Annotated in this window: 22 protein-coding genes; 17 read left to right on the top strand and 5 right to left on the bottom strand. The window is 72.3% G+C overall.

From position 1 onward, the window contains the following. Positions 1-99 precede the first annotated feature (99 nt). On the top strand, positions 100-663 hold the full coding sequence (locus ACWD12_RS16485) for a dihydrofolate reductase family protein (RefSeq protein WP_450100093.1): 564 nt from the start codon (positions 100-102) through the stop codon (positions 661-663). Positions 664-722: 59 nt separating this feature from the next. Here ACWD12_RS16485 and pspAA read toward each other — a convergent pair whose 3' ends face one another. Both pspAA and ACWD12_RS16495 read right to left on the bottom strand, forming a co-directional pair. Further along, entirely contained in the window at positions 723-1,001 is a 279-nt protein-coding gene (pspAA, locus tag ACWD12_RS16490; RefSeq protein WP_358361863.1) for a PspA-associated protein PspAA, read from the bottom strand. Positions 1,002-1,003: 2 nt separating this feature from the next. Then, a complete protein-coding gene (locus ACWD12_RS16495) occupies positions 1,004-1,834 on the bottom strand; it encodes a PspA/IM30 family protein (RefSeq protein ID WP_358361893.1) in 831 nt (276 codons plus the stop codon). 176 nt (positions 1,835-2,010) lie between these two features. Between ACWD12_RS16495 and ACWD12_RS16500 the strand changes: the two genes are divergently transcribed. The 3 genes from ACWD12_RS16500 to ACWD12_RS16510 all read left to right on the top strand — a co-directional run bounded on the left by ACWD12_RS16500 (position 2,011) and on the right by ACWD12_RS16510 (position 4,542). Continuing rightward, a complete protein-coding gene (locus ACWD12_RS16500) occupies positions 2,011-2,601 on the top strand; it encodes a DUF3043 domain-containing protein (RefSeq protein WP_358361866.1) in 591 nt (196 codons plus the stop codon). 143 nt (positions 2,602-2,744) lie between these two features. Further along, positions 2,745-3,521 (top strand): class I SAM-dependent methyltransferase, encoded by a 777-nt coding sequence (locus ACWD12_RS16505; RefSeq protein ID WP_358361869.1) that lies wholly within the window; start codon positions 2,745-2,747, stop codon positions 3,519-3,521. A gap of 22 nt (positions 3,522-3,543) precedes the next feature. After that, positions 3,544-4,542 carry an aldo/keto reductase family protein gene (locus ACWD12_RS16510; protein ID WP_450100094.1) on the top strand — a complete coding sequence of 333 codons (999 nt, stop codon included), beginning with the start codon at positions 3,544-3,546 and terminating at the stop codon, positions 4,540-4,542. Positions 4,543-4,714: 172 nt separating this feature from the next. Here the strand turns inward: ACWD12_RS16510 and ACWD12_RS16515 are convergent, their stop codons facing one another. Then, positions 4,715-4,918, bottom strand: coding sequence for a hypothetical protein (locus ACWD12_RS16515; protein ID WP_358361872.1), 204 nt, complete (start codon positions 4,916-4,918; stop codon positions 4,715-4,717). Positions 4,919-5,093: 175 nt separating this feature from the next. On the opposite strand from ACWD12_RS16515, the gene ACWD12_RS16520 reads away from it, so the two are divergent. The 5 genes from ACWD12_RS16520 (at position 5,094) to ACWD12_RS16540 (ending at position 11,608) form a co-directional block, all read left to right on the top strand. Beyond that, positions 5,094-6,407, top strand: a complete 1,314-nt coding sequence (locus tag ACWD12_RS16520; protein ID WP_450100095.1) for a bifunctional adenosylcobinamide kinase/adenosylcobinamide-phosphate guanylyltransferase — start codon at positions 5,094-5,096, stop codon at positions 6,405-6,407. A gap of 75 nt (positions 6,408-6,482) precedes the next feature. Then, positions 6,483-7,721 (top strand): NAD(P)/FAD-dependent oxidoreductase, encoded by a 1,239-nt coding sequence (locus ACWD12_RS16525; RefSeq protein WP_450100096.1) that lies wholly within the window; start codon positions 6,483-6,485, stop codon positions 7,719-7,721. Positions 7,722-7,826: 105 nt separating this feature from the next. Further along, a complete protein-coding gene (gene cobT / locus ACWD12_RS16530) occupies positions 7,827-9,128 on the top strand; it encodes a nicotinate-nucleotide--dimethylbenzimidazole phosphoribosyltransferase (RefSeq protein ID WP_450100097.1) in 1,302 nt (433 codons plus the stop codon). After that, complete coding sequence (locus ACWD12_RS16535; protein ID WP_450100098.1) at positions 9,125-9,961, top strand: adenosylcobinamide-GDP ribazoletransferase; 837 nt, start codon at positions 9,125-9,127, stop codon at positions 9,959-9,961. The genes cobT and ACWD12_RS16535 overlap by 4 nt, the downstream gene beginning before the upstream one ends. A gap of 132 nt (positions 9,962-10,093) precedes the next feature. Further along, a complete protein-coding gene (locus ACWD12_RS16540; protein WP_450100099.1) occupies positions 10,094-11,608 on the top strand; it encodes a leucyl aminopeptidase in 1,515 nt (504 codons plus the stop codon). A 126-nt stretch (positions 11,609-11,734) separates the two neighbouring features. Here the strand turns inward: ACWD12_RS16540 and ACWD12_RS16545 are convergent, their stop codons facing one another. After that, the gene (locus ACWD12_RS16545) at positions 11,735-12,046 is read right to left on the bottom strand and encodes a hypothetical protein (protein ID WP_358361884.1); all 312 of its coding nucleotides are present in this window, start codon (positions 12,044-12,046) and stop codon (positions 11,735-11,737) included. A 289-nt stretch (positions 12,047-12,335) separates the two neighbouring features. Here ACWD12_RS16545 and lpdA point away from each other — a divergent pair, with 289 nt between their 5' ends. From lpdA to ACWD12_RS16565, 4 genes are all read left to right on the top strand, one after another. Next, complete coding sequence (lpdA, locus tag ACWD12_RS16550; protein WP_358361887.1) at positions 12,336-13,724, top strand: dihydrolipoyl dehydrogenase; 1,389 nt, start codon at positions 12,336-12,338, stop codon at positions 13,722-13,724. Positions 13,725-13,777: 53 nt separating this feature from the next. Continuing rightward, entirely contained in the window at positions 13,778-15,526 is a 1,749-nt protein-coding gene (sucB, locus tag ACWD12_RS16555) for a 2-oxoglutarate dehydrogenase, E2 component, dihydrolipoamide succinyltransferase (protein WP_450100100.1), read from the top strand. Positions 15,527-15,621: 95 nt separating this feature from the next. After that, complete coding sequence (locus tag ACWD12_RS16560; protein WP_450100101.1) at positions 15,622-16,524, top strand: TIGR01777 family oxidoreductase; 903 nt, start codon at positions 15,622-15,624, stop codon at positions 16,522-16,524. 257 nt (positions 16,525-16,781) lie between these two features. After that, complete coding sequence (locus ACWD12_RS16565; protein WP_450100102.1) at positions 16,782-18,080, top strand: NAD(P)/FAD-dependent oxidoreductase; 1,299 nt, start codon at positions 16,782-16,784, stop codon at positions 18,078-18,080. A gap of 321 nt (positions 18,081-18,401) precedes the next feature. On the opposite strand, the gene ACWD12_RS16570 is transcribed toward ACWD12_RS16565, so the two are convergent. Beyond that, complete coding sequence (locus ACWD12_RS16570) at positions 18,402-19,775, bottom strand: regulator (protein WP_450100103.1); 1,374 nt, start codon at positions 19,773-19,775, stop codon at positions 18,402-18,404. A gap of 1,164 nt (positions 19,776-20,939) precedes the next feature. Between ACWD12_RS16570 and lipB the strand changes: the two genes are divergently transcribed. The 4 genes from lipB (at position 20,940) to ACWD12_RS16590 (ending at position 24,255) form a co-directional block, all read left to right on the top strand. After that, positions 20,940-21,746: a lipoyl(octanoyl) transferase LipB gene (lipB, locus tag ACWD12_RS16575; protein WP_450100104.1), complete on the top strand. Its 807-nt coding sequence runs from the start codon at positions 20,940-20,942 to the stop codon at positions 21,744-21,746. A gap of 156 nt (positions 21,747-21,902) precedes the next feature. Beyond that, complete coding sequence (gene lipA, locus ACWD12_RS16580; protein ID WP_358354832.1) at positions 21,903-22,850, top strand: lipoyl synthase; 948 nt, start codon at positions 21,903-21,905, stop codon at positions 22,848-22,850. Between the two features lie 227 nt (positions 22,851-23,077). Next, the gene (locus ACWD12_RS16585; RefSeq protein ID WP_450100263.1) at positions 23,078-23,359 is read left to right on the top strand and encodes a hypothetical protein; all 282 of its coding nucleotides are present in this window, start codon (positions 23,078-23,080) and stop codon (positions 23,357-23,359) included. 209 nt (positions 23,360-23,568) lie between these two features. After that, positions 23,569-24,255 (top strand): DUF4191 domain-containing protein, encoded by a 687-nt coding sequence (locus tag ACWD12_RS16590; RefSeq protein WP_450100105.1) that lies wholly within the window; start codon positions 23,569-23,571, stop codon positions 24,253-24,255. Positions 24,256-24,283 lie beyond the last annotated feature (28 nt).

Here is a 24,283-nt window from a genome sequence, read left to right on the forward strand (position 1 = left end):
TCGCGAGAGGTGTCGAGAAGCGTCGAGGCGCTCCGACGTACCGGTCGAGAGCGCGCCGGGAAGGCGCATCAGGACCGACGCAAAGGCAGGGCGATCATCATGGGCAAGCTCATCCACTTCGTGCACCAGTCGCTCGACGGCTACATCGAGGGGCCGAACGGCGAGTTCGACTGGCCGTCCATGGGCCCGGAACTCTCCGCCTACTCGCACGAGCTCACCGGCGGCGACAAGGTGTTCCTCTACGGCCGCGTGGTCTTCGAGCTCATGGCGTCGTACTGGCCGAACGCCGAGGAACACTCGCAGCACCCGCACGACCTGGCATTCGCGCCGGTGTGGCGGGCGGCGGACAAGGTCGTCGTGTCGCACACGCTGGAGAAGGCCGACTGGAACACCCGCGTCGTCAACGACAACGTGGTCGCGGAGCTGGCCGCGATCAAGGCGGCCGGGCGGGACCTGGTGCTGTTCGGCGGCTCGGAACTGGCGTCGTACCTGACCGAGCAGGGTGCGGTCGACGAGTACCGGATCTTCGTGCATCCGGTGCTGCTGAGCGGTGGACGCCCGGTGCTGCGGAAATCCGGCCTGCGTCGGCGGCTCGAACTCGTCGAGACCCGCACCTTCGACGGGACCGTCACCATGCTGCGACACCGGCTCGCCGAAAGCTGACCGACCTTGTCCGGGCGGCGCACCGGGCCCGCATGGGCCCCGCCCGGACCGGGCCGGACTCAGCCGGGGATCAGCCCGCCTTCCTTGAACAACTCGCGGACGTCGTCCACGTGCGCGTCCGCGGCGGGGAGGATCAGCTGCGAAGGTTCGAGCACGTCGTCCGGCACGGGCGTGCCCACCTCGCGCACCCGGTCCAGGAGGGCGACGAGCGCGGCGCGGAACGCCGCCTCGTCGTCCGCCTCGACGGCCGACTCGATCGCGTTGTCCAGCAGGTCCAGTGCCGCGATGTGCTCGTCGGCGACGTCCAGCTGCCCCTCGCCCATGATGCGGACGATCATGGTTACTCCCCTTGCTTCTCGAACCGGGGGTGGTACTCGGGGTCGGCCTGCTGCGGCGCCTGCGTACCGGGCGCGGTCGGCCGGCCCTGGCCGAGGGCCTGCGGCTGCCCCTGGCCCAGCGCCTGCGGTGCGGGCGTCGGCGCCTGCCCGAGCTCCTGCTTCATGCGCATGAGCTCCAGCTCGACATCGGACCCGCTGGAAAGCCGCTCCAGCTCGGCGGTGATGTCGTCCTTGGTCATCCCGGTCGGGTCGTCGAGCGCGCCGGAGGCGAGCAGCTCGTCGATCGCCCCGGCCCGCGCCTGCATCTGCGCGGTCTTGTCCTCCGCACGCTGCATCGCCAGGCCGACGTCGGACATCTCCTCCGAGATGCCGGCGATCGCGCCGCCGATGTTGGCCTGCGCCTCGGAGGCGGTGTACGTCGCCTTGATGGTCTCCTTGCGGATCCGGAACGCGTCCACGCGCGCCTGCAGCCGCTGCGAGGCCAGCGTGAGCTTCTCCTCCTCCGACTGCAGCTGCTGGTACTGCAGTTGGAGGTCGCCGATCTGCTGCTGGATGCCGCTACGCCGGGTCAAAGCCTCGCGCGCCAGGTCCTCGCGTCCGAGCGACAGCGCCTTGCGGCCCTGGTCCTCGTGCTTGGCCGCCTGCTGCTCGAGCTGGCGGAGCTGGAGTTCGAGGCGCTTGCGGGAGGTCGCGACGTCGGCCACACCACGACGCACCTTCTGCAACAGCTCAAGTTGCTTCTGGTACGAGTAATCCAGCATTTCGCGAGGATCCTCGTACTTGTCGAGCGTTTTGTTCGCCTTTGCGCGGAAGATCATCGCCATCCGCTTCATAACGCCGGTCATGAGCCTCGCGCGCCCCCTTCGTAGGCAAGCTGTGCGCTGTACCAGCCTAAATGGCGAATGGACCTTCCGGCAGGAGGGCAGTCCATCAGCACGAGGCGGCAGCCGATCGCCCCGGGAGCCGGACGCATGTCCGGAGGGCTTGCCGGGACACGTACCCTGGTGGCGTGTTCAGACGTCGTTCCCAGGCAGAGTCCGAGGCCCCCGAGACGGTCACCGTCGAGTCGGAGGTCCGCGACCCCGAGGCCCCGAAGGGCCGCCCCACGCCCAAGCGCAGCGAGGCCCAGGCCAACCGCAAGACGCGCGTGACCCCGCCCAAGGACCGCAAGGAAGCCTCGAAAGTGGCACGCCAGCGGGCCCGCGAGGACCGCGAGGCGCAGCGGACCGCGCTGATCACGGGCGACGAGCGCGCGCTCCCGGTACGCGACAAGGGGCCGGTCCGGCGCTTCTGCCGCGACTTCGTCGACTCGCGTATCTCGGCGGCGGAGTTCTTCCTGCCGTCCGCCGTGCTCATCCTCATCATGAGCATCATGCCGAGCGCGACCCTCAAGAACATCTCGCTTCTCGCGTGGGCCTTCGCGATCGTCCTGATCATCCTGGACTCGTTCCGGCTCAACTTCACGCTCAAGAAGCAGCTGCGCAAGCGCTTCCCGGACGCCAACCTCAAGGGCTGCACCCCGTACGCCATCATGAGGTCGCTCCAGATGCGTCGCCTCCGCCTGCCCAAGCCGCAGGTCAAGCGCGGCGAGAAGATCTGACGCGGAGCGGGCGCGGGCCGGACGTACCCCACCCGCGCCACGGCAGTCCCGCGGCGCCGGGCACTGCCGGCACCGGGGCGCGCTCCACCGGCGACACCGGCGAACTCGAACACGGCGAACTCAGTCCCCCACGACGGAGCACCATGACGACCGCCCTGCACGACGCGACCACCTGGCCCACGGACCTGAACACGAGCGTCCAGCGCGAGATCGTGTCCCGGCAGCTCGCCGAGCACCTGGTCCGCCTTCGCTCGCGCGGCCCGCTGACCGTCCTGGACGTCGGCTGCGGCCCCGCCACCCCGGCCCTGCTGCTCGCCCGTGCGGGCCACAGCGTGACCGCGGTGAGCACCGACACCTTGCTGTTGACCGCGCTGCACGACGGCATGGCCGGCGAGCCGGAGGACGTACGCGCCCGGCTGCGCCTCGTCGAGGGCGACGGCAGCGAGGCCGGACGGCACTTCTCCCCCGGCAGCTTCGACCTCGCGCTGTGCCACGGCGTGCTCGAGGACCTGGCCGAGCCGGACGCGATGCTCGCCGCGCTCGCCCGCATCCTGAACGCCGGCGGCCTGCTGTCCGTCACCGCCGTCAACGGCGCCGCGGCCGCGATGCGGCCCGGCACCGCCGGCGAGTGGTCCGCCACCCGCAAGGCGCTGGCGTCGCGCGACCTGGGCGCGGGCGACGGCGTGCGCACCGACTCTCCCGAAGGACTGTCGACCGTCCTCGCCGATCTCGGTACGCCGGTGCTCGCGTGGTACGGCGTCGGCGTGTTCAGCGCGCTGCGTCCCGAGGAGCCCGCACCACCGCGCGGCGGCAAGACCTGGCAGAACCTGGTCGCCGTCGAGGAGGAGGCCGGGCGGGGCGACCCGTACCGCGGCATCGCCGCCACGCTGCACTTGGTGGGTGAGAAGACCATCCGCTGAGGCCCGGCATAGGCTGGTGCCCATGGAGTTCCGACACCTCGGCCGCAGTGGTCTGGTCATCAGTGAGATCGCGTACGGCAACTGGCTGACGCACGGTTCCCAGGTCGAGGAGGAGGCCGCGCTCGCTTGTGTGCGCGCCGCCCTCGACGCCGGGATCACCACCTTCGACACCGCCGACGTGTACGCCGAGACGCGCGCCGAGTCCGTGCTCGGCCGCGCGCTCAAGGGCGAGCGGCGCGAGGGCCTGGAGATCTTCACCAAGGTCTACTGGCCGACCGGCCCCGGCCGCAACGACCGCGGGCTGTCCCGCAAGCACATCATGGAGTCGATCGACGCGTCGCTGACGCGCCTCGGCACCGACTACGTCGACCTGTACCAGGCGCACCGTTTCGACCACTCGACTCCGCTGGAAGAGACGATGCTGGCGTTCGCCGACGTCGTGCGCTCCGGCAAGGCGCTCTATATCGGCGTCTCGGAGTGGAACGCGGAGCAGATCCGCGCGGGCGCCGACCTGGCTCGCGAACTGCGCGTGCCGTTCATCTCGAACCAGCCGCAGTACTCGATGCTCTGGCGTGTCATCGAGACCGAGGTCGTGCCGACCAGCGAGGACCTGGGCCTCGGCCAGATCGTATGGTCGCCGATCGCGCAGGGCGTGCTCACCGGCAAGTACCTGCCGGGCCAGGCCCCGCCGGCCGGTTCGCGCGCGACCGACGACAAGGGCGGCCAGAACTTCATCTCGCGGATGATGGGCGACGAGTTGCTCACCGCCGTGCAGTCGCTGCGCCCGCTGGCCGAGTCGGCCGGGCTCACGATGGCGCAGCTCGCGGTGGCGTGGGTGCTGCAGAACCCGAACGTCTCGGCGGCGATCATCGGGGCGTCGCGCCCCGAGCAGGTCACCGAGAACGTGAAGGCGGCGGGCGTGAAGCTCGAGGAGGAGCTGCTGTCGAAGATCGACGTCATCCTCGAACCGTTCGTGGAGCGCGACGCGGCACAGACCCAGAGCCCGGCCACCCGGCCCTGATGCGGTGAACCGCGTTGGGGGGCGGTCCGGGCCTCCGGACCGCCCCCCAACGCGTCGCCCGGCGGACGCCCGACCGGGTGCACTGCTAGGCCGGGTGCACCGCGCGACTGGGTGCACTGCGCGACTCGTGGACTGCCCGACCGGGCGCGGCTCGACCGGCTACTCGACTCGGTTACTCGGCCGCGCGCAGGCTCATCGCGGAGTAGACCACGTCGTCGCCTTCGAGCAGGCTGACCTGCTCGACCCCCGCGTCGAGCAGTCCGCGCCAGTTCTCGCCGAGCCAGGACTCCGCGTCCGACTGGTTCGAGAACTCCTCGGACTTCGGGCCGGAGACCGGGGCGCCCTCCGCGTTCTCGTACCGCCACTGCCACATCATCGTGGGCTCCTTCGGTCGGGTTCTGCCGGATTCCGTCCGACTACCACGGGTTTCGGGCGGATTCGGCGGCACCGGATCTCTTCGACATCAGCTCATGAACGGTCCGCACAGTAGCCGACCGGGACCCACCAGACATTCCGTAACGCCGTACCGCTCGGGAGTAGCGCAGAACACCATGGAGTTGACGTTCCTCGGCACGGCCGGACCGCGGGGCTGGCCGCAGCCGTTCTGCACATGTGCCTCCTGCCTGGGCTGCACCGGATCCGCGGTGCGCGAGCCCAGCTGCGTGCTGGTCGACGGCACGCTGCTGATCGACTGCGGGCCCGAGCCCGCGCACGCGGCGGCCCGGGCGGCGCGCCCGCTCACCGGCGTACGCCACCTTCTGCTCAGCGGCCCGGGGGAGAGCGCGTCCCTCGGCTGGCTGCCGGCCGCGGGGCTCGACCTGGTCGCGGCCCCGTCCGGTCCGCCGTCCGGCTTGCCCGCCCCCACCGCGGGCGGGCCGCCGTGGCAAACCGTCGAGCCGGGCGAGCAGTTCACGCTGGGCAGCCACCATGTGCGGGTGCTGCCGGGCGGCTCGCCGGGGCGGGTCGCCTACGCCGTGACCGGGCCCGGCGGGGCCCGCCTGCTCTACATACCCTCCTCGGTGCTCGCTCCCGAGGCGGAGGCCGCACCCGCGTGGGCGGACGGACGTCCCTACGACGCCGTCCTGTTGGACGTCGTGGCGTGGCCAGAGCGGCTGGCCGCACTGCGGCGCGAGGGCGCGGTGACGGAGGAGACCGACGTACTCGCCGTGCACTTGTCGCATGAGGCGCCGCCGGGCGAGGAGTTGCAGCGCAGGCTGGCGGCGTGGGGCGCGCGTGCGGTGTCGGATGGCGGCGTCGTACGCCTCGGCGCCGACCCCGACCGGCAGCCGGTGCGCCCGCACCGCACGCTCATCCTCGGCGGTGCCCGCTCCGGCAAGTCCGCCGAGGCGGAGCGCCGCCTCTCCGCCGTCCCCGACGTCGTCTATGTCGCGACCGGCGGCACGCGCGACGGCGACGCCGAGTGGGCGACGCGGGTGGCCGCGCACCGCGACCGGCGCCCCGCCTCCTGGACGACGGTGGAATCGACCGACCTGGCCGCGCTCATCGGTGCCGCGGCCGGCCCGATGCTGATCGACTGCCTGTCGCTGTGGCTCACCGCGGTGATGGACGAATGCGGTGCGTGGGACGACGAGGCCTGGGACTCCGGCGCGTGTGACGCGGTGCGGGCGCGCGTCGACGAACTCGCCGCCGCGTGGCGGGCCTGCCGGGCGCCGCTGGTCGCGGTCGGCAACGAGGTCGGCAGCGGCGTCGTGCCACCCACGTCGTCGGGGCGGCGCTTCCGCGACGAGCTGGGTCGGCTCAACGCGGCGATCGCCGCGGAGTCGGACGAGGTGCTGCTCGTGGTGGCCGGCCTGTCCCTCACCCTGCGCGGGCTGCCCAGGAAGCCGCGGCACGCCCGGAGTTGATCCCTCGGAATCGCCCGAAAGAGGGCGAAACTGGAGTCGCACACCCGAGCCCGTGGAAGCGACCTGAGGAGCGACATGGCGGACGACAACGCATTCGTCATCGTGGGAGCCGGTCTCGCCGGCGCCAAGGCGGCCGAGACGTTGCGCGGGGAGGGCTTCACCGGGCGGATCGTGCTGCTGGGCGACGAGCGGGAGCGGCCGTACGAGCGGCCTCCGCTGTCCAAGGGCTACCTCCTGGGCAAGAGCGATCGCGACGACGTCTTCGTGCACACGGCGGAGTGGTACCGCGAGAACGACGTCGACCTGCGCCTCGGCCTCACCGCGACTGCCCTGGACACCGCCTCCCGCGAACTGGCCTGCGACGACGGGTCCCGGCTGCGGTACGCCAAACTGCTGCTCGCCACGGGTTCCTCCCCGTGCCGCCTCCCGCTGCCCGGCGGGGACCTCGACGGTGTCCTGTACCTGCGGCGGCTGGCCGACAGCGACCGGCTCAAGGAGGCCTTCGCCGCCGCCGACCGCGTCGTGGTGATCGGCGCCGGCTGGATCGGCCTGGAGAGCGCGGCGGTCGCGCGTACCGCCGGGGTCGCGGTGACCGTGCTGGAGGCCGCCGAACTGCCGCTGCTGGGACCGCTCGGCCCCGAGGCCGCCCAGGTGTTCGCCGACCTGCACACGAGCCATGGCGTCGACCTGCGGTGCGGCGTCCAGGTGGCGGAGATCCTCGGCGACGGCGGGCGGGCGACGGGAGTGCGCCTCGCCGACGGCTCCACGGTCGACGCGGACGCCGTGGTCGTCGGCGTCGGCATCCGCCCGAACACCCAACTTGCCGAGGACGCCGGGCTGACCGTCGGCAACGGCGTGCTCGTCGACGCCCGTTTGCGGACGTCCGACCCCGACGTCTTCGCGGCGGGCGATGTGGCCAACGCCTTCCACCCGCTGCTCGGCAGGCACATCCGGGTGGAGCACTGGGCGAACGCGCTCAACCAGCCGCAGACGGCGGCCAAGGCGATGCTGGGGCAGGACGTGCAGTACGACCGGGTGCCGTACTTCTTCACCGACCAATACGACCTCGGCATGGAGTACACGGGGTACGTCGCCCCCGGCTCCTACGACCAGGTCGTCTTCCGCGGCGACCGCGAGGCCCGCGAGTTCATCGCCTTCTGGTTGTCCGGCGGGCACGTGCTGGCGGGCATGAACGTGAACGTATGGGACGTCACCGACCCGATCCGCGACCTGGTCACGAGCGGCCGCCCGGTCGACCCGGAGCGGCTCGCGGACTCGGCGGTCCCGCTGTCCGAACTGATCGCGGGCGCGTAGTCCGGGCCGCCTGCCCGGCACGCTGATCGCCCCCGGCCGCGCGCGGCCCGCGGCGCTCCCCTCCTCGGTCCCGTCCCGCACCCCCACGCACTACGCTGACCCGCGATGACTATCGACCTCGACTCGCTCTCCGCCCTCGTCGAACGGCCCGACGACGAGGCGCGGGCACGGCTGCGCGCGCGACTGCCGAAGCAGACCGGATCGGCCGGATCCCTGGGGCGTCTCGAGGACGTCGCAGTGTGGCTCGCGGGCGTACGCGGAGACGCCGGGCGACCGGTGACGGCTCCGCGCGTCGTCGTCTTCGCGGGCGACCACGGCATCGCCGGGAAGAACGTCTCGGCCCACCCGGCCGGACACACCGCACGGGCCGTCCGCGAGGCGGTGTCCGGCGGCGGAGCCGTGGGGCTGCTCGCCGGGCTCTACGGCGCGAGCGTCCGGGTGGTCGACATGGCCGTCGACACCGACGCCGCACTGCTGCCCGACGCGGTCACCCGGCACCGGGTACGCACGGCCAGCGGCAGCATCGACCGGCACGACGCCCTCACCACCGCGGAGGCCGAACAGGCGTTCCGCACCGGCATGGAGGTCGCCGACGCCGAGATCGACGGCGGCGCGGACCTGCTGGTGATCGGCGACATCGGGGTCGGCAGCACGACGGCCGCGGCCGTCCTCATCGGCGCGCTGACCGGAACGGACGCGGCGGCCGCCATCGGCCGCGGCTCGGGCATCGACGACGCCACCTGGATCCGCAAGTGCGCCGCGATCCGCGACGCGCTCCGGCGCGCGCGGCCGGTGCTCGGCGATCCGCTGCGGCTGCTCGCGGTGTCCGGCGGGGCGGACTTCGCCGCGATGAGCGGGTTCCTGCTGCAAGCGGCCATCCGGCGTACTCCGGTGGTGCTGGACGGGGTGGCGTCGGCGGCTTCCGCGCTGGTGGTGCAGCGCATCGCGTACCGCGCCCCGGACTGGTGGCTGGCCGGCCACGTGACGCCCGAGCCGAGCCACGCGAAGGCGCTCGACCGCATGGCGCTGGAGCCGCTGCTCGACTACAAGCTCCGGTACGGCGAGGCCACCGGCGCGCTGCTGGCGCTGCCGATCGTGCGGGCCGCGGCCTGCCTGGCCGCCGAACTCCCGGTCGACGCAGCGGAAGAAGACGCAAGGGACGAAGACGAGAAGGAGCCCGGAGAGGAAGCGGGTGCCGCCGAGGCCGCGCCCGCCGACGGCACCGGCGACGACGCGGGCGACTCGTCCGACGACACGTGGCCGGGCGACGGCAGCGCCGTCGAGGCGGGCCGGGAACCCGAGTCAGGTGTCTCCGCCGGTCCGACTCCCGGCGTCGGCCCGCGGTACGTCGACCCCGACACCGGCCAGCCGTCCTTTCTCAAGCACACGCCGCCCGCGTCTCCGTGAGCTCTCCGCCCGACCCACCCGCGCGACCGGATCCGCCCGCACCCACCGGGCCGGGCGTCGCGCGCACCGGTGACGGCCTGCGCCTCGCGTTCGGCACACTGTCGGTGCTGCCCGTCCGCGTCCCGAACGTCGACCGGGCGGTGGCCGGCCGGGCGATGGCCGCGGCCCCGCTGGTCGGCCTGGTCCTCGGCGGGCTCGCCGCCGGAGTCCTCGCGGTGGCGTCGTACGCGGACACCGGCCCGCTGCTCGCCGCCGTCCTCGCACTCGGCTCGCTCGCGCTGCTCACCCGCGGCCTGCATCTCGACGGGCTCGCCGACGTCGCGGACGGGCTCGGGTCCGGCAAGCCACCCGAGGGCGCGCTGCGCATCATGAAGGCGTCCGACATCGGCCCGTTCGGCGTCCTCGCGCTGCTGTTCACGCTGCTCGCCCAGACCGCCGCACTCACGCAGACCGGCGCGCGGCACGGCGCCGACGCGGCCGCCGTCGCACTGGTCGTCGCGGTGGTGTGCGGGCGGATCGCGATCGGGCTCGGCTGCCTGCGTCGGGTACCCGCCGCGCGGCCCGGCGGGCTCGGTGCCATGGTGGCCGGAACTCTCCGCCCGGCCACCGTCGTCGGGCTCGCCGTGCTGCTCGCCGCGGCCGCGGCCGGACTCGGCGCGGCCGGCGAACTCGGGCCGGTACGGCCGCCGATCGCCGTCGGGGCCGGAATGCTGGCGGCAACCGCCTTGCTGTGGCATACGGTTCGCCGCTTCGGCGGCATCACCGGTGACGTGCTGGGCGCGTTGACCGAGACGGCGGCCACCACCGTATTGGTGGTCCTGTCCACAGGCTGACGCGTGCCGTGCACCGGCGTGTAATGCTGTGGGCATATGGCGGGACCCACCAGGTTCCCCGGCGGAACCCCGGCACCCCCGGGGGCACTCCGCGCTTCGACGGGCAATCGACGAGAAGAGAACAGGACACTCGTGACCACTCTGAGCCTGAGCACCAGCTCGGCGGCGACGCTCCGCGCCGACGCCGTCGTCATCGGACTCGCCAAGGGCGACGACGGCCCTTCCGTCGTCGCCGGCGGCGAGGCTGTCGAGACCGCTTTCGGTGGCGCGCTGGACTCGGTCCTCACCGCGCTGGGCGCGACCGGAGCGGAAGGCGAGATCACCCGCGTACCGGCCGCCGCGGGCGCGGGGTCGCTCAAGGCGCCCGTGGTCGTCGCGGTCGGCCTGGGTGCCGCGCCCGAGGACGGGTTCGGCACCGACCAGCTGCGCAAGGCGGGCGGCAACGCGGCGCGCGCCGTGGCGGGGCTGAAGAAGGCCGCCGTCGCGATCGCGCTGGGCGACGCCGCGTCGGTCGGCGCGTTCGCGCAGGGCGTGCTGCTCGGCGCGTACACCTTCGACGCCTACCGCGAGAACTCCCTCGAGGGGCGCAAGCCGGCCGTGAAGGACGTCGTGCTGGTCGGCGCGAAGGCGCGCGACAAGGCGGTCAAGGCGGCGTTCGAGGAGGCCCTCGTCGTCGCGGAGAGCGTCAACAAGGCACGTGACCTGGTCAACACGCCGCCCAACGACCTGAACCCGAAGGTCTTCGCGGGCATCGCGGTCGACCTCGGCAAGAACTTCGGCTTCAAGGTCGAGGTGATGGACGAGAAGGCGCTCGCGAAGGGCGCGTACGGCGGCATCCTCGGCGTCGGCCAGGGCTCCGCGACCCCGCCCCGCCTGGTCCGCCTCGGCTACACGCACCCCAAGGCCAAGCGCACGATCGCGCTGATCGGCAAGGGCATCACGTACGACTCGGGCGGCATCTCGCTCAAGCCCGCCGGCGCCAACGAGACCATGAAGATGGACATGGCCGGCGCCGCCGCGGTGCTGGGCGCGGTGACCGCGATCGCCCGCATCGGCCTCCAGGTGAACGTCACCGGCTGGCTGGCCCTCGCCGAGAACATGCCGTCCGGCACCGCGACGCGCCCCGGCGACGTCCTGCGGATGTACGGCGGGCGCACGGTCGAGGTGCTGAACACCGACGCCGAAGGCCGCCTGGTGCTGGCCGACGCCATCACGCGCGCGTGCGAGGAGAGCCCCGAGAAGATCATCGACGTCGCGACCCTGACCGGCGCGATGATGGTGGCCCTCGGCAACAAGACGTACGGCATCATCGCCAACGACGACGACTTCCGCAGCGCCGTGCACGACGCGGCCGAGCGTACCGGCGAGCCCTCGTGGCCGATGCCGACCCCGGCCGAGCTGCGCCGCTCGATGGACTCGACGATCGCCGACATCAAGAACATCGGCGAGCGCATGGGCGGCGGCCTGTCGGCCGGCGTGTTCCTGCGCGAGTTCGTCGCCGAGGGCGTGGCGTGGGCGCACCTGGACATCGCCGGCCCGGCGTACAACGAGGGCGAGGTGTCCGGTTACACCGCCAAGGGCGGCACGGGCGTCGCGGTGCGCACTCTCGTGCAGGTGGCGGCCGACGTCGCCGACGGCACGATCTGATCCGCGTACGGCGGGGCCGGTGCGGGAATCCCCGCGTCGACCCCGCTGTTGCGGACGGGCGTGACCCGAAGTCCCGGCGCCCGCGCATCTCCCGGCGATGTCCGCTGCGCGCGAGCGGGCCGCGCGTCAGCTCGTGCCGCGGTTCTTCTGCGTCCACTCGCGCATGCGCTGCGGGTACCCGACGATCCCGGCCTCGTAGAGCGGGATCTTCAGCTTGCGGGCCAACGAGCGCCCCGCCTCGGGCCCGGCGATCCGCCGCCGCGTCCACTCGCCCGTGTCGGCCACCAGGACGATCGTCGTCCCGCTCACCGTCGTGGTGGGCTCCAGGTACGCCTCGACGCCGCGCCGGCTCTTGGCGAACTCTCTCAGGTGGTCGACGGCCGCGGAGGCCGCGTCGCGATCGACGCCCCCACGCGTCCCGCGTCGGAACAGTCCCACGTCCGGTTCCTTCCTCGGCCGATCCGGTCCCGTGGCCGCTTCCGGAACAGTCTGGGTGCCGTGGCAGATAGCTTGTGCGCTGGTGGCTTTGTGCGGAGCACCAGCTTGGCGCGGCCCTTGTGGCCCAGGCAACACACCAGGGAAACGTGCCGTACGCCCCCGCGGTGCCCGCCTCCCGACAACAAGTGGGAGGATGTTGTACCGGCACTTAGAGCCTTCCACAAGAAGGGGGTGCTACCCGGCGCCCAAGCCCGGGTGAGCACATCGCAATCCAGCAGGAGGACGTGACGTGGCGAACGACGCCGGAGCCGTTTTCGATGTAGTGATTCTCGGAGGCGGAAGCGGCGGGTACGCCTGCGCGCTGCGTGCCGCCGAACTGGGAATGCAGGTCGTGCTCATCGAGAAGGGCAAGCTCGGCGGCACCTGCCTCCACCAGGGCTGTATCCCGACGAAGGCGCTCCTGCACGCGGGGGAGGTCGCGGACCAGACCCGCGAGAGCGAGCAGTTCGGCATCAAGTCGACGTTCGAGGGCATCGACATCGCGGCGGTCCACAAGTACAAGGACGGGGTCGTCTCCCGTCTGTTCAAGGGCCTGACCGGCCTCATCGCGAGCCGCAAGATCACCGTGGTGGAGGGCGAGGGCCGCCTGGTCTCCCCGACCGCGGTCGAGGTCGCCGGCACCCGCTACGAGGGCCGCCACGTCGTGCTGGCCACCGGCTCCGTGCCCAAGTCGCTGCCGGGCCTGGAGATCGACGGCAACCGGATCGTCAACAGCGACCACGCGCTGGTCCTGGACCGGGTACCCGCGTCCGCGGTGATCCTGGGCGGCGGTGTCATCGGCGTCGAGTTCGCGAGCGCCTGGAAGTCGTTCGGCGTCGACGTGACCATCGTCGAGGCGCTGCCGCACCTGGTCCCGGTCGAGGACGAGAGCAGCAGCAAGCTCCTGGAGCGGGCGTTCCGCAAGCGCGGCATCAAGTTCGAGCTCGGCTCCCGCTTCAGCGGCGTCGAGTACACCGACTCCGGCGTCCGCGTGTCGTTGGAGAACGGCAAGCAGGTCGAGGCCGAGCTGCTGCTCGTCGCCGTCGGCCGCGGCCCGGTCTCGGCCGGGCTCGGGTACGAGGAGGCCGGGGTCGCGACGGACCGCGGCTACGTCCTGGTCGACGAGTACTGCCAGACCAACGTGCCGACCATCTCCGCGGTCGGCGACCTGATCCCGACTCTGCAGCTCGCCCACGTGGGCTTCGGCGAGGGCATCCTCGTCGCCGAGCGCATCGCGGGCCTCAAGGTCGCGCCGATCGACTACGCGGGCGTGCCCCGGGTGACGTACTGCGACCCGGAGGTCGCCTCCGTCGGACTCACGCAGGCGCAGGCGGTCGAGCGCTACGGCGCCGACAAGATCGCGACGCTCGACTACAACCTCGGCGGCAACGGCAAGAGCCAGATCCTCAAGACGGCCGGCTCCGTCAAGGTCGTCTCGGTCAAGGACGGCCCGGTCGTCGGCATCCACATGGTGGGCGCCCGGATGGGCGAACTCGTGGCCGAGGCCCAGCTGATCTACAACTGGGAAGCCCTGCCGTCCGAGGTCGCCCAGCTGATCCACCCGCACCCGTCCCAGTCCGAGGCGATCGGCGAGGCCCACTTGGCCCTCGCCGGCAAGCCGTTGCACGTGCACGACTGACGCGCCCCTGCTGACACTTTTGCCCGGAAGCGTACGAAGGAGTCACTGACCCCATGCCGGTCTCTGTAACACTGCCCGCGCTCGGCGAGAGCGTGCAGGAGGGCATCATCACCCGCTGGCTCAAGCGGGAGGGTGAGCGCGTCGAGATGGACGAGCCGCTCCTCGAGGTCTCGACGGACAAGGTCGACACCGAGATCCCCGCGCCGGCCTCCGGCATCCTCGTCTCCATCAAGGCGGCCGAGGACGACACCGTCGAGGTCGGCGCCGAACTCGCGATCATCGACGACGGCTCCGGTGCGGAGGCCGCCCCCGCGGCGTCGGCACCCGCCGCCGAGGCCCCGCCCGCGCCGGCTCCGGCCGCCGAGGCCCCCGCGCAGCCGGCGCCCGCGCCCGCCGCCGAGGCCCCCGCGCCCGCCGCCGCCCCTGCCGCCCCGGCGGGCGGCGAGGCCGAGGGCACCCCGGTCCTGCTGCCCGCGCTCGGCGAGAGCGTGCAGGAAGGAACGATCACGCGCTGGCTCAAGCAGGTGGGCGACAACGTCGCCGCCGACGAGCCGCTGCTCGAGGTCTCGACGGACAAGGTCGACACCGAGATCCCCGCGCCGGTCGGTGGCGTGCTCCTGGCGATCAACGTCGCCGAGGACGAGACGGTCGAGGTCGGCGCACAGCTCGCGGTGATCGGTGCCCCGGGCGCGTCCGCCCCGGCCGCCGCCCCCGCTCCCGCCGCCCCGGCGGAGGCTCCGGCCCCCGCTCCGGCACCCGCTCCCGCCCCGGCCCCGGCGCCCGCTCCGGCGGCTCCCGCCGCAGCCCCGGCCGCCGCCCCGGTTGCGGCTCCGGCCGCGCCCGCGGCCCCGGCCGCCGAGGGCGACACGGAGTCGGCGTACGTCACGCCGCTGGTCCGCAAGCTGGCCGCCGAGCACAACGTGGACCTGTCCACGGTGGACGGCACCGGCATCGGCGGCCGGATCCGCAAGCAGGACGTCCTCGACGCCGCGCGCAAGCAGGCTCCCGCCCCGGCGGCGGCCGAACCGGCCGCCGCGGCCCCGGCGGCCAAGCCCGCCGCGACCGTCGTCGAGCCGTCCGCGCTGCGCGGTCAGACCCTCCCGATGACGCGCATCCGCAAGGCCATCGCGAACCACATGGTCAACTCGCTGAAGGTCTCGGCGCAGCTGACCACGGTGGTCGAGGTCGACGTCACCAACATCATGCGGCTGCGCAACAAGGCGAAGAACGACTTCCTCGCGCGCGAGGGCGTCAAGCTGTCGCCGATGCCGTTCTTCGTCAAGGCGGTGGCCGAGGCCCTCAAGGGCCACGCGGTCGTCAACGCCCGGGTGAACGACGACGACACGATCACCTACCACGCGGTCGAGAACATCGGCATCGCGGTCGACACCGAGCGCGGCCTGATGGTGCCGGTCATCCACGACGCGGGTGACCTCAACATCGCGGGCATCGCGAAGAAGACCGCGGACCTCGCCGCGCGCACGCGCGACAACAAGGTCAAGCCGGACGAGCTGGCGGGCGGGACCTTCACGGTCACCAACACCGGTTCGCGCGGCGCGCTGTTCGACACGCCGATCCTCAACCAGCCGCAGGTCGCGATGCTCGGCATCGGCGCGACGGTCCGGCGCCCGGTCGTGGTGAACCACCCCGACCTCGGCGAGACGATCGCGATCCGCGACATGGTGTACCTGGCCCTGTCGTACGACCACCGCATCGTCGACGGAGCCGACGCCGCACGCTTCCTGACCACGGTCAAGGCGCGTCTGGAAGAGGGCGCGTTCGAGGGCGACCTCGGCCTGTAAGGGCGACTGGGCAACACCCGTCCGGACACGGTCCGGGCACACGCGGTCGGAGGCGATCCCGGGCAACCGGGATCGCCTCCGCCGTTTCGGGCAGTATGACGACCATGCGCATCGCCGTGACGGGGTCGTCGGGACTTATCGGTTCGCCTCTGGTGCGCTCGTTGCGCGCCGACGGGCACGAGTTGGTGCGGTTCGTACGCCGCGCCCCCAAGGCCGCGGACGAGGCGCGGTGGGACCCGGTCGCGGGCACTCTCGACACCGACGCCCTGCTTGGCGTGGAGGCCGTCGTGAGCCTCGCGGGGGCCGGGGTGGGCGACCACCGGTGGACGAAGTCGTACAAGCGCGAACTGCGGGACTCCCGGGTGCTCGGCACCGCGACGCTGGCCCGTGCGATCGCCGCGATGGAGCGTCCGCCGTCGGTCTTCCTGTCCGGTTCCGCGGTGGGCTACTACGGCGACACCGGGGACCGTCTGGTGACCGAAACCGCCCCCGCGGGCAGCGGGTTCCTCGCCGAACTGTGTGTGGAGTGGGAGGCCGCGACCGCGCCTGCCGAGGAAGCGGGCGTACGCGTCGCACACATGCGCACCGGCCTCGTCGTCGCGAGCAAGGGCGGCGCCTGGGGCCCGCTCTTCCGCGCGTTCCGGTTCGGGGTGGGCGGCCGGATGGGGAACGGCCGCCAGTACTGGAGCTTCATCTCGCTGCGTGACGAGATCAACGCGATCCGGTTCCTGCTGGACGCCGACGCCGTGCGCGGGCCGGTCAACCTGACCGCTCCCAATCCGGTGACCAACGCCGAGGCCACGAAAGCGATGTCGCGGCTGCTGCGCAGGCCCGCGCTGTTCCCGGTGCCGCGCCCGGCCCTGCGCGCCGTGCTGGGCGAGTTCGCCGACGACGTGCTGTCGAGCCAGCGGGTCGCCCCGCGCGTGCTGGAGAAGAGCGGGTTCGTGTTCGCGCATCCGACGATCGACCTCGCGGTGGCGGTGGCCCGGCACGGCTGACGCGCCGGCGCGTCCGTCCCGGCTGCGCCCGCCCTCTGCTCGGCTCTCTCTGCCCGACTCCTTCTCCGCGGCTCCCGCTGCCCGGCTCCCTCTCCCCCGCAACGGCCTTGCCGTCCACGGCAATTCGTGCCGCGGCAATTCGTACGGCTTTACGCTTCCTGGGCACGACCTAAGCGCTTTCCATGGTTTGCGTTGGGTATGACTCCATGGCGATGCGCGGCCGAACGCGCCGCGCCCGGGCAGCGGGAGGGGACACCGTGGCCGAGGCACACCGCACCGATGTCATCGTCGTAGGGGCCGGACTGGCCGGACTGAGCGCGGCACACCGTCTCGCCGCCGCGGGAGTCGACGTCACCGTGCTGGAGGCGGGCCCCCGCCCCGGCGGCCGGGTCCGCACCGATTCCGTCGACGGCTTCCTGGTCGACAACGGCCTGCAACACCTCGCGACGGCGTACCCGCAGGTCGCGGCCCGGCTCGACCTGGCCCGGCTCGACCTTCACTCCTTCGCGCCGGGGGTGCAAGTGGCGGGCGACGGGCCGGTGGCGGCGGTCGGCCGACGAGGCGGGGGGCGGCGGATCGGCGACGTGCGGCGGATGCGCGGGGCGATCGGGGCGTTGCGTACGCCCGGCAACGCCGACCGGGCCCGTGTGGCGGCCGCCCTCGGCAGGGCGTCGGCGCTGCCCGTTCCGCGGATCCTGGCCGCCCCCGACGTCGCGGTCGCGGAGGCCGGCTGGCCGCCCGCGCTGCGTCCGCTGCTGACGGCCCTTCTGCACGACACCGAACTGACCTCGTCCCGCCGCTTCGCGGACCTCGTACTGCGGTCCTACCTGCGTGGGCGTGCGGCCGTTCCGGCGCTGGGCATGGCCGCGGTACCGCAGCAGTTGGCCGGCGCGCTGCCCTCGGGCACGATCCGCTACGGCGTACGCGTCACGGCCATTGCGACAGACCGCGTCACCACCGACGTGGACGGCGAGATCCCCACGCGCGCGGTCATCGTGGCCACCGACCCGACGACCGCCGTGAACCTGCTCCCCGGCCTGCGGCGACCGGCCTTCCGCCGACTGACGACGCTGTGGCACATCGCCCCGACGGCCCCGCCCGCCGAGCCCGTCCTGATCGTCGACTCGGACGATCCGGGGCCGCTGACCCACACCGTCGTGATGTCCGAGGTCGCACCGAGCTACTCCCCCGACCGCCGCGCGCTGGTGTGCTCCACGGTCCTGGACCACGACGGCACCGACCCCGGAAAGCTCGAAATCGTGGTCAGGGAGCGCATATCCGCCATTTACGGCGCCGCCACCCGCGACTGGTCGCACCTTGCGACCCGGCACCTCCCCGAAGCCCTGCCCGTCGTCGAGCCCGGCCACAACTTCCGCCGCCCGGTACGCGTCCTCGCCGGCCTGTACGTCTGCGGCGACCACCGCGACTCGTCCTCGGTCCAGGGCGCATTGGCCTCGGGCCGCCGGGCCGCGCGTTCGGCGCTGGCCGACCTCGGGGCTCTGACGGCGTTCGCCGCCGGTGTCCGCCCGGGCGGCGGCAAGGCTCCTGCTGCGTAGTCGGCGTGGTCGGCCTGGTCGGCGTGGTCGCCCCCTGAGTGAGCCGTCCAGGAGCCGCCAGGTGCCGCCCAAGGCGGCGTCGGGCCCGCATCCCCGATCGGGCCCGACGCGCCGTCCCCTGCGAACCGTGCGCGGCGACGTGCGGCGCCGCCCGCACGGCTAGTGCTGTGGCCGGGAAGGTTTGCCGGTTCCTGGTGTTCGGTGCCGTGCATCGCAAGGCGCAGGCCCGAAGCTCGTACTCGGTCGTACTCGCGAGGGTCTGCAACGCGGCGAGGTGGGGTGCCGGGCGCCGGGAACCGGTGAACCTTTCCGGTCACAGCACTAGGTCGCCGAGTGCAGGAACTCGTCCGTGCGCACCATGAAGTCCTTCACCGCGGGCGTGTCCCGGTACGGCGTCAGGCGCAGCGAGAACTCCCGTACGTAGTCCACCGCGCGCGCCGACCGCAGGCCGCCCGCCTCCTCGGTCGCCTCGGCCTCCAGGGCGCAGGCCCGGTCGAGTTCACCCAGGCCCAGGAGGGCCGTGGCCAGGACGGTCCGGCAGAACAGCAGGCTGCGCGCATACTGCGCGTCCCGCAGCTTGAGCGAACGCTCGGCGTACTCCCTTGCCCTGCGGTGGTCTTCGAGGTCGCGAAAGCAGTGCGCGTGCTCGTCCGCCAATTGCGCCTCGTCGACGTACCGGGACCACTCCGGCTCCTCCGCGGCCGGACCGGCCTGGCCGAGCGCCTGCTCGGCACGTACCAACGCCGCCATGCACGCGCGGCCGTCGCCCAACAGCCCGTGGCCGCGTGCCTCGACGGCGTGCAGGAGTACGCGTACGCGCGGGGTGGCCACGGCAAGCGCCCCCTGCTGGGCGACACGGGCCAACTGGACGGCCTCGCGCCCGTGTCCGAGGTAGACGGCCTGCCTGCTCATCGTGGCGAGAACGTAGGCCCCCAGCGCCCGGTCGCCGGACGCCTGCGCGAGCCGCAGGGCCTGCACGAAGTAGCGCTGGGCCATACCGTGCACGCCCACGTCATAGGCCATCCACCCCACCAGCCGCGTCAACACCGCCGCGGCGGCGAAGAGTTCGCGGCCCACCGCACCGCCGTACGTGCCGCGCAGCATCGTGGCCACCTCTGTGTCGAGGTAGCGCACCAGGGCCTGCCGCGCGTGTCCGCCTCCGAACGTGTTGTCGAGGCGCCGGAACGCTTCGCCCACGGCCCGGACCGCCGCGACATCGCCCGCACCCACGCGCGTCCCGTCGGAGCGCTGCGGCTCCTCGTCGGGGTCGCCGATCAGCCAGTCCCGGCTGGGCACGACGAGCGCGCCGGGCGTGAACGCGGCCTCGACGAGCGCGGGGCGGTGCGCCGAATCCGCCTGCCACATGCCGGAGACGATTTCGACCGCCTCCGTGGGCCCCGAGGCGTACTCAAGGCCGGCGTAGTCGGGACGGCACCCTGCCATCCCCAAGTCCTCCGCACTCAACTTGCGCGACAGGCGCTGCGTGAAGACCTCGGCGAGCAGTATGGGCACGATGCCGCGCGGGTGTTGCCCGCGTAACCAGCGGGCCACCGAGGTCTTGTCATAGCGGAGGTCGAGGCCCTGCTCGGCACCGAGCTGATCGACGCGTCGGGCGAGACCGGCATGCGAGAACCCGGCCTCCTCGACAAGCGTGGCAAGCCGGTGGTTGGGACGCCGTTCGGCCCTGGTCGTCATTCCTGTGCACGCCTCCCGAGTTCGGGTCGGATCGCGCGAGAACTTAGCGACCCTGGAAGGTTGGGACTCCCAATGGCGCAGAGAATGACCCTTTCGGGTGATGCGGTGTGTCCCGTACGCCAGGGCGCCGCCACCCGCCGCACGCCGGTCACGGACTACCGCGCCGCCCCGCGCCGGACTACCCCGCGCGGCGCCGGGTGTTCAGGTGAACGTTTGTTCTTGTCACCGCACGCGACCTCGGGCAACATGCCGCACACCGCCCGCCGATCGTCCGGCCCGGTCGTCCGGACCGGTCGCTAGGCTGATCGCGCCGGAGGGGGCGAAACGGGAACCGGCGGAACCGACACCATGAGGCGGGGTATTCGGGGTGGGTCGGCACGGGGACCGCGCAACTGGCGAGAGAACGCCGCGCGGTGACAAGAAGGCGGGGGGTGTGGTCATACCCCTGGCAGCCGCGGTACTCGTGTGCCTGCTGGCGACCTCGGGCGTGTGGCTGATCACCGCGGAGAAGGGCGACGACGAGCGGGAAGCCACTCCGATCGGACTGAACGTACCCACCGAGGCCCCTGGGACGAACGGCACCGCCGCGGACGACCCGACGGCGGGCGGCAGGGGCATACAGGGCGAGAAACCGAACCAGTCGTCGGCAAGTCCGACCGCGTCGGCGACAGGGTCGAAGAGCCCCACCTCGTCGAAGAGCCCCACAAAACCGGCCACTTCCGCCCCACCGAGTTCGGCCCCTCCGCCGCCACCGTCATCGTCGGCACCTCCCCCGCCGCCGACGACCAGCGCACCTCCGAAGGCGAAGGACTATGCGGTCACGGCCGGTGCGACGAGGGACTATTTCGGCCGTACTTCGCTGACCATCACTGTGAAGAATCCGAACGCGACCCCGCTCGGAGCCTGGCGCGTCGAACTCGACAACGTGCGGCGTGCCAATGCCGCAGCCGAAGGCGGGCCCGTCTCGTTCTCGGATGACGACACTGCCGCAGCAAGCGGTGGATTGATCGGGGCGACGACTGTCACGCTGACTTTCACCTTCTTCCCACGATGGGGCCAGGACACAGTCACTTACACGTTCCAAGGCGTAAGGTTCACCATCCCGATCAGTGCCCCCTCGTAACCCCGTCGAGGGCCCTGAGTGGGCCGCCGTACTCTGGGTCCGTGGCTGACTTGCACTTCGTACACGCCGGTATCGGTTCCCAGGCCGTCCCCTACGACCTCGCCTGGGACGAGCAGCGCCGCGTGCACGCCGCCGTCGTGGCGGGCGAGCGGCCCGACACCTGCCTGCTGCTCGAACACCCCGCCGTGTACACCGCGGGCCGCCGCACCGAGGACTCCGAGCGGCCCGTCGACGGCACGCCGGTCATCGACGTGGACCGCGGCGGCAAGATCACCTGGCACGGCCCCGGCCAGCTCGTGGGCTACCCCATCGTGCGGCTCACCGAGCCCGTCGACGTCGTCGCGCACGTACGCCGCCTCGAAGAGGCCCTGATCCGCACCTGCACCGAATTCGGCCTGGAGACCACCCGCATCGAAGGCCGCAGCGGCGTCTGGGTGCTCGGCGACCCGGTGTCCGCGGCGCCGCCCCCCGCCCCCGCCGGCGAAGGCGCCGGCGGACTCAGCCTGCGCCTGGACCCGCGCATCAGCGCCCCCGACCCGCGCGACCACCCCGAGTTCGACCCGCGGCTGGCCGGACCCGAGTACGCCCCCTCCAACGCCGGGCAGCGCGGCGACGACCGCAAACTGGCCGCCATCGGCGTACGCGTCTCCCGCAAGGTGACGATGCACGGCTTCGCCGTCAACTGCGATCCCGACATGACGTGGTTCGACCGCATCGTGCCCTGCGGCATCCGCGACGCGGGCGTCTCGTCGCTGAGCGAGGAGCTCGGCCGCCGCGTCACCGTGGCCGAGGTGATGCCGGTGGTCGAGCGGCACCTCGCGGAGGTCTTCGCGCCGATCGGCGTGTGACGTACGCCTGTTCCGGCCCGTTCCGGCCTGTTCCGGCCTGTTCGGGAATCACCCGTGCCGCCCGCACGTTCCCCATGCTGGAAGGGCCGAGCTGGGGGCGTACCCTGGTTTCACCGCCCTCGCACCGACCGGTTAACTCCACACCAGGGAGCTCGCGTGTCCGCTGTCGCACCCGACGGCCGCAAGATGCTTCGTCTCGAGGTCCGCAACGCCGAGACCCCGATCGAGCGCAAGCCTTCGTGGATCAAGACCCGCGCGAAGATGGGCCCGGAGTACACCGAGCTCAAGGGCCTGGTCCGCCGGGAAGGCCTGCACACGGTGTGCGAGGAGGCGGGGTGCCCCAACATCTACGAATGTTGGGAAGACCGTGAGGCGACCTTCCTCATCGGCGGCGACCAGTGCACGCGGCGCTGCGACTTCTGCCAGATCGACACCGGCAAGCCCGCCGAGCTGGACCGCGACGAGCCGCGCCGGGTCGCCGAGTCGGTGCAGGCGATGGGCCTGAAGTACGCGACCGTGACCGGCGTCGCCCGCGACGACCTGCCCGACGGCGGCGCCTGGCTGTACGCGGAGACGACCCGGCAGATCCACGCGCTCAACCCGGGGACCGGCGTCGAGCTGCTGATCCCCGACTTCACCGCGCAGCCGGACCAGCTCGCCGAGGTGTTCTCGTCGCGGCCCGAGGTCCTCGCGCACAACATCGAGACCGTGCCGCGCATCTTCAAGCGCATCCGCCCGGGCTTCCGCTACGAGCGCTCGCTGCAGGTCATCACGGCCGCGCGGGAAGCCGGGCTGGTCACCAAGTCCAACCTGATCCTGGGCATGGGCGAGGAGCGGGACGAGATCAGCCAGGCCATGCAGGACCTGCACGACGCGGGCTGCGAGCTGCTGACCATCACGCAGTACCTGCGGCCGACCGTGCGCCACCACCCCGTGGAGCGCTGGGTCAAGCCGGAGGAGTTCGTCGGCCTCCAGGAAGAGGCCGAGGACATCGGCTTCTCCGGGGTCATGTCCGGGCCGCTGGTGCGCTCGTCGTACCGCGCGGGCCGGCTGTACCGCCAGGCGCTCGAGCTGCGCGAATCGCGCGGCGCGACCCGCGCCTGACCTCGGCGGATTCCGGGGTGCCGGGCGTCGCCGAGCACGACACGACGCGTTTTTCACGATGGTTTGACCCTTACGTCATCCGCTGGTAACACAGGGTGGTGAGGGTGGAACACATCGCGGGCACAGATCACCCGATCACCAAAAGTGCACGACGACACATCGACATCGCGCCACTCACACGCCTATCCGGTCCGCGACGCGGATCCGGTGACAGGGGGACAAAAGACATGCAGGTCGGCAACGTTCCATTCGGCCGGATCGCGCTCGGCAACGCCGCGGCACTGCGCGGTGCGTTCGACCGGGGCGCGTCGGCCCCCAAGGCCACTGTGGGCGTCATGCTGCGGACCATGGAGTCGCTGCTGCTGTTCCAGGGCGGGCAGCGTACGGCCCGCCGGAACGCGTGGGACTCGGTCTGCGCGGACCGCAGCAGGGCCCGGGCGCGTGCCGAGGCCAGCGACATCCTGGAGCGGCTGTCGGCGGCCGAGAAGCCGGTGCGCGTCGGCGGCTGACCCGCCCCTCGCCCGCAGGGCCGTCCGGCGCAACGCCGCCGCCTCCTTCGGGCGATCTTCGCCGGACCCGTCGAGGGTCGGCCGAAGGGCCTGCCGAGGACCCGCCGGGCACCCCCTGAAGGACCGTTTGCGCGTCAATTCGCGGTCGGGTCGAACTCATGCCCCCGGCCCCCGGTACGACGCCGCCCGGGGTAGGTATTCTTTGCCACATGGCGAGCAAGGAATCACCCGAGAAGAGCGGCCGACTCAAGCAGATCCGGCTCGCCTACAAAATGACCAAGAAGTCCGACAAGTGGGTCGGACTGGTTGTGGCGGCATGGGGCCTGGGCGTCTTCGGGGTTTTCCTGGCGATCGGCTTCCTGATCGACCACTACATCATCCTCGGCATCATCGGCCTCCTCTTCGGCCTGGTGGCGGCGGCCTTCGTGTTCGGACGCCGCGCCGAGAAGGCCGTGCTCGGCGACATGGCCGGCCAGCCGGGTGCCGCGGCGGCGGTGCTGCAGTCGCTGCGCCGCGGCTGGGTCGTGACCCCGGCGGTGGCCGTGACCCGCAACCAGGACGTCGTGCACCGCGCGGTCGGCCAGGCGGGCATCGTGCTCGTCGGCGAGGGCCAGCCGAGCCGCGTCGGCAACCTGCTGGCGGCCGAGAAGCGCAAGATGTCGAAGATCGCCGAAGGCGTCGTGGTCACGGACGTGACCGTGGGCGACGGCGAGGGCCAGGTTCCGCTGCGCAAGCTGCAGGGCCACCTCGTCAAGCTGCCGCGCACGATGTCGAAGGCGCAGGTCGCGCAGATCAACGACCGGCTCCGTGCGCTCGGCAGCCTGATGGACAACATGCCGGTGCCGAAGGGCCCGATGCCGAGGAACGCGCGCATGCCGCGCGGCCCGCGTCGCTGACGCCCCTGTCGCGGACACCCGCGCCACT

It is taken from the genome of Streptodolium elevatio (genome assembly GCF_053592165.1).

Excerpts from the sequence above, each read along its gene's own strand:
- ACWD12_RS16485 (WP_450100093.1), top strand. The coding sequence starts at position 100 with ATGGGCAAGCTCATCCACTTCGTGCACCAGTCGCTCGACGGCTACATC.
- ACWD12_RS16505 (WP_358361869.1), top strand. The coding sequence starts at position 2,745 with ATGACGACCGCCCTGCACGACGCGACCACCTGGCCCACGGACCTGAAC.
- ACWD12_RS16570 (WP_450100103.1), bottom strand. The coding sequence starts at position 19,775 with ATGACGACCAGGGCCGAACGGCGTCCCAACCACCGGCTTGCCACGCTT.
- ACWD12_RS16560 (WP_450100101.1), top strand. The coding sequence starts at position 15,622 with ATGACGACCATGCGCATCGCCGTGACGGGGTCGTCGGGACTTATCGGT.
- ACWD12_RS16510 (WP_450100094.1), top strand. The coding sequence starts at position 3,544 with ATGGAGTTCCGACACCTCGGCCGCAGTGGTCTGGTCATCAGTGAGATC.
- ACWD12_RS16520 (WP_450100095.1), top strand. The coding sequence starts at position 5,094 with ATGGAGTTGACGTTCCTCGGCACGGCCGGACCGCGGGGCTGGCCGCAG.
- ACWD12_RS16585 (WP_450100263.1), top strand. The coding sequence starts at position 23,078 with ATGCAGGTCGGCAACGTTCCATTCGGCCGGATCGCGCTCGGCAACGCC.
- cobT (WP_450100097.1), top strand. The coding sequence starts at position 7,827 with ATGACTATCGACCTCGACTCGCTCTCCGCCCTCGTCGAACGGCCCGAC.
- ACWD12_RS16495 (WP_358361893.1), bottom strand. The coding sequence starts at position 1,834 with ATGAAGCGGATGGCGATGATCTTCCGCGCAAAGGCGAACAAAACGCTC.
- ACWD12_RS16515 (WP_358361872.1), bottom strand. The coding sequence starts at position 4,918 with ATGATGTGGCAGTGGCGGTACGAGAACGCGGAGGGCGCCCCGGTCTCC.
- sucB (WP_450100100.1), top strand. The coding sequence starts at position 13,778 with ATGCCGGTCTCTGTAACACTGCCCGCGCTCGGCGAGAGCGTGCAGGAG.
- pspAA (WP_358361863.1), bottom strand. The coding sequence starts at position 1,001 with ATGATCGTCCGCATCATGGGCGAGGGGCAGCTGGACGTCGCCGACGAG.
- ACWD12_RS16590 (WP_450100105.1), top strand. The coding sequence starts at position 23,569 with ATGGCGAGCAAGGAATCACCCGAGAAGAGCGGCCGACTCAAGCAGATC.
- ACWD12_RS16525 (WP_450100096.1), top strand. The coding sequence starts at position 6,483 with ATGGCGGACGACAACGCATTCGTCATCGTGGGAGCCGGTCTCGCCGGC.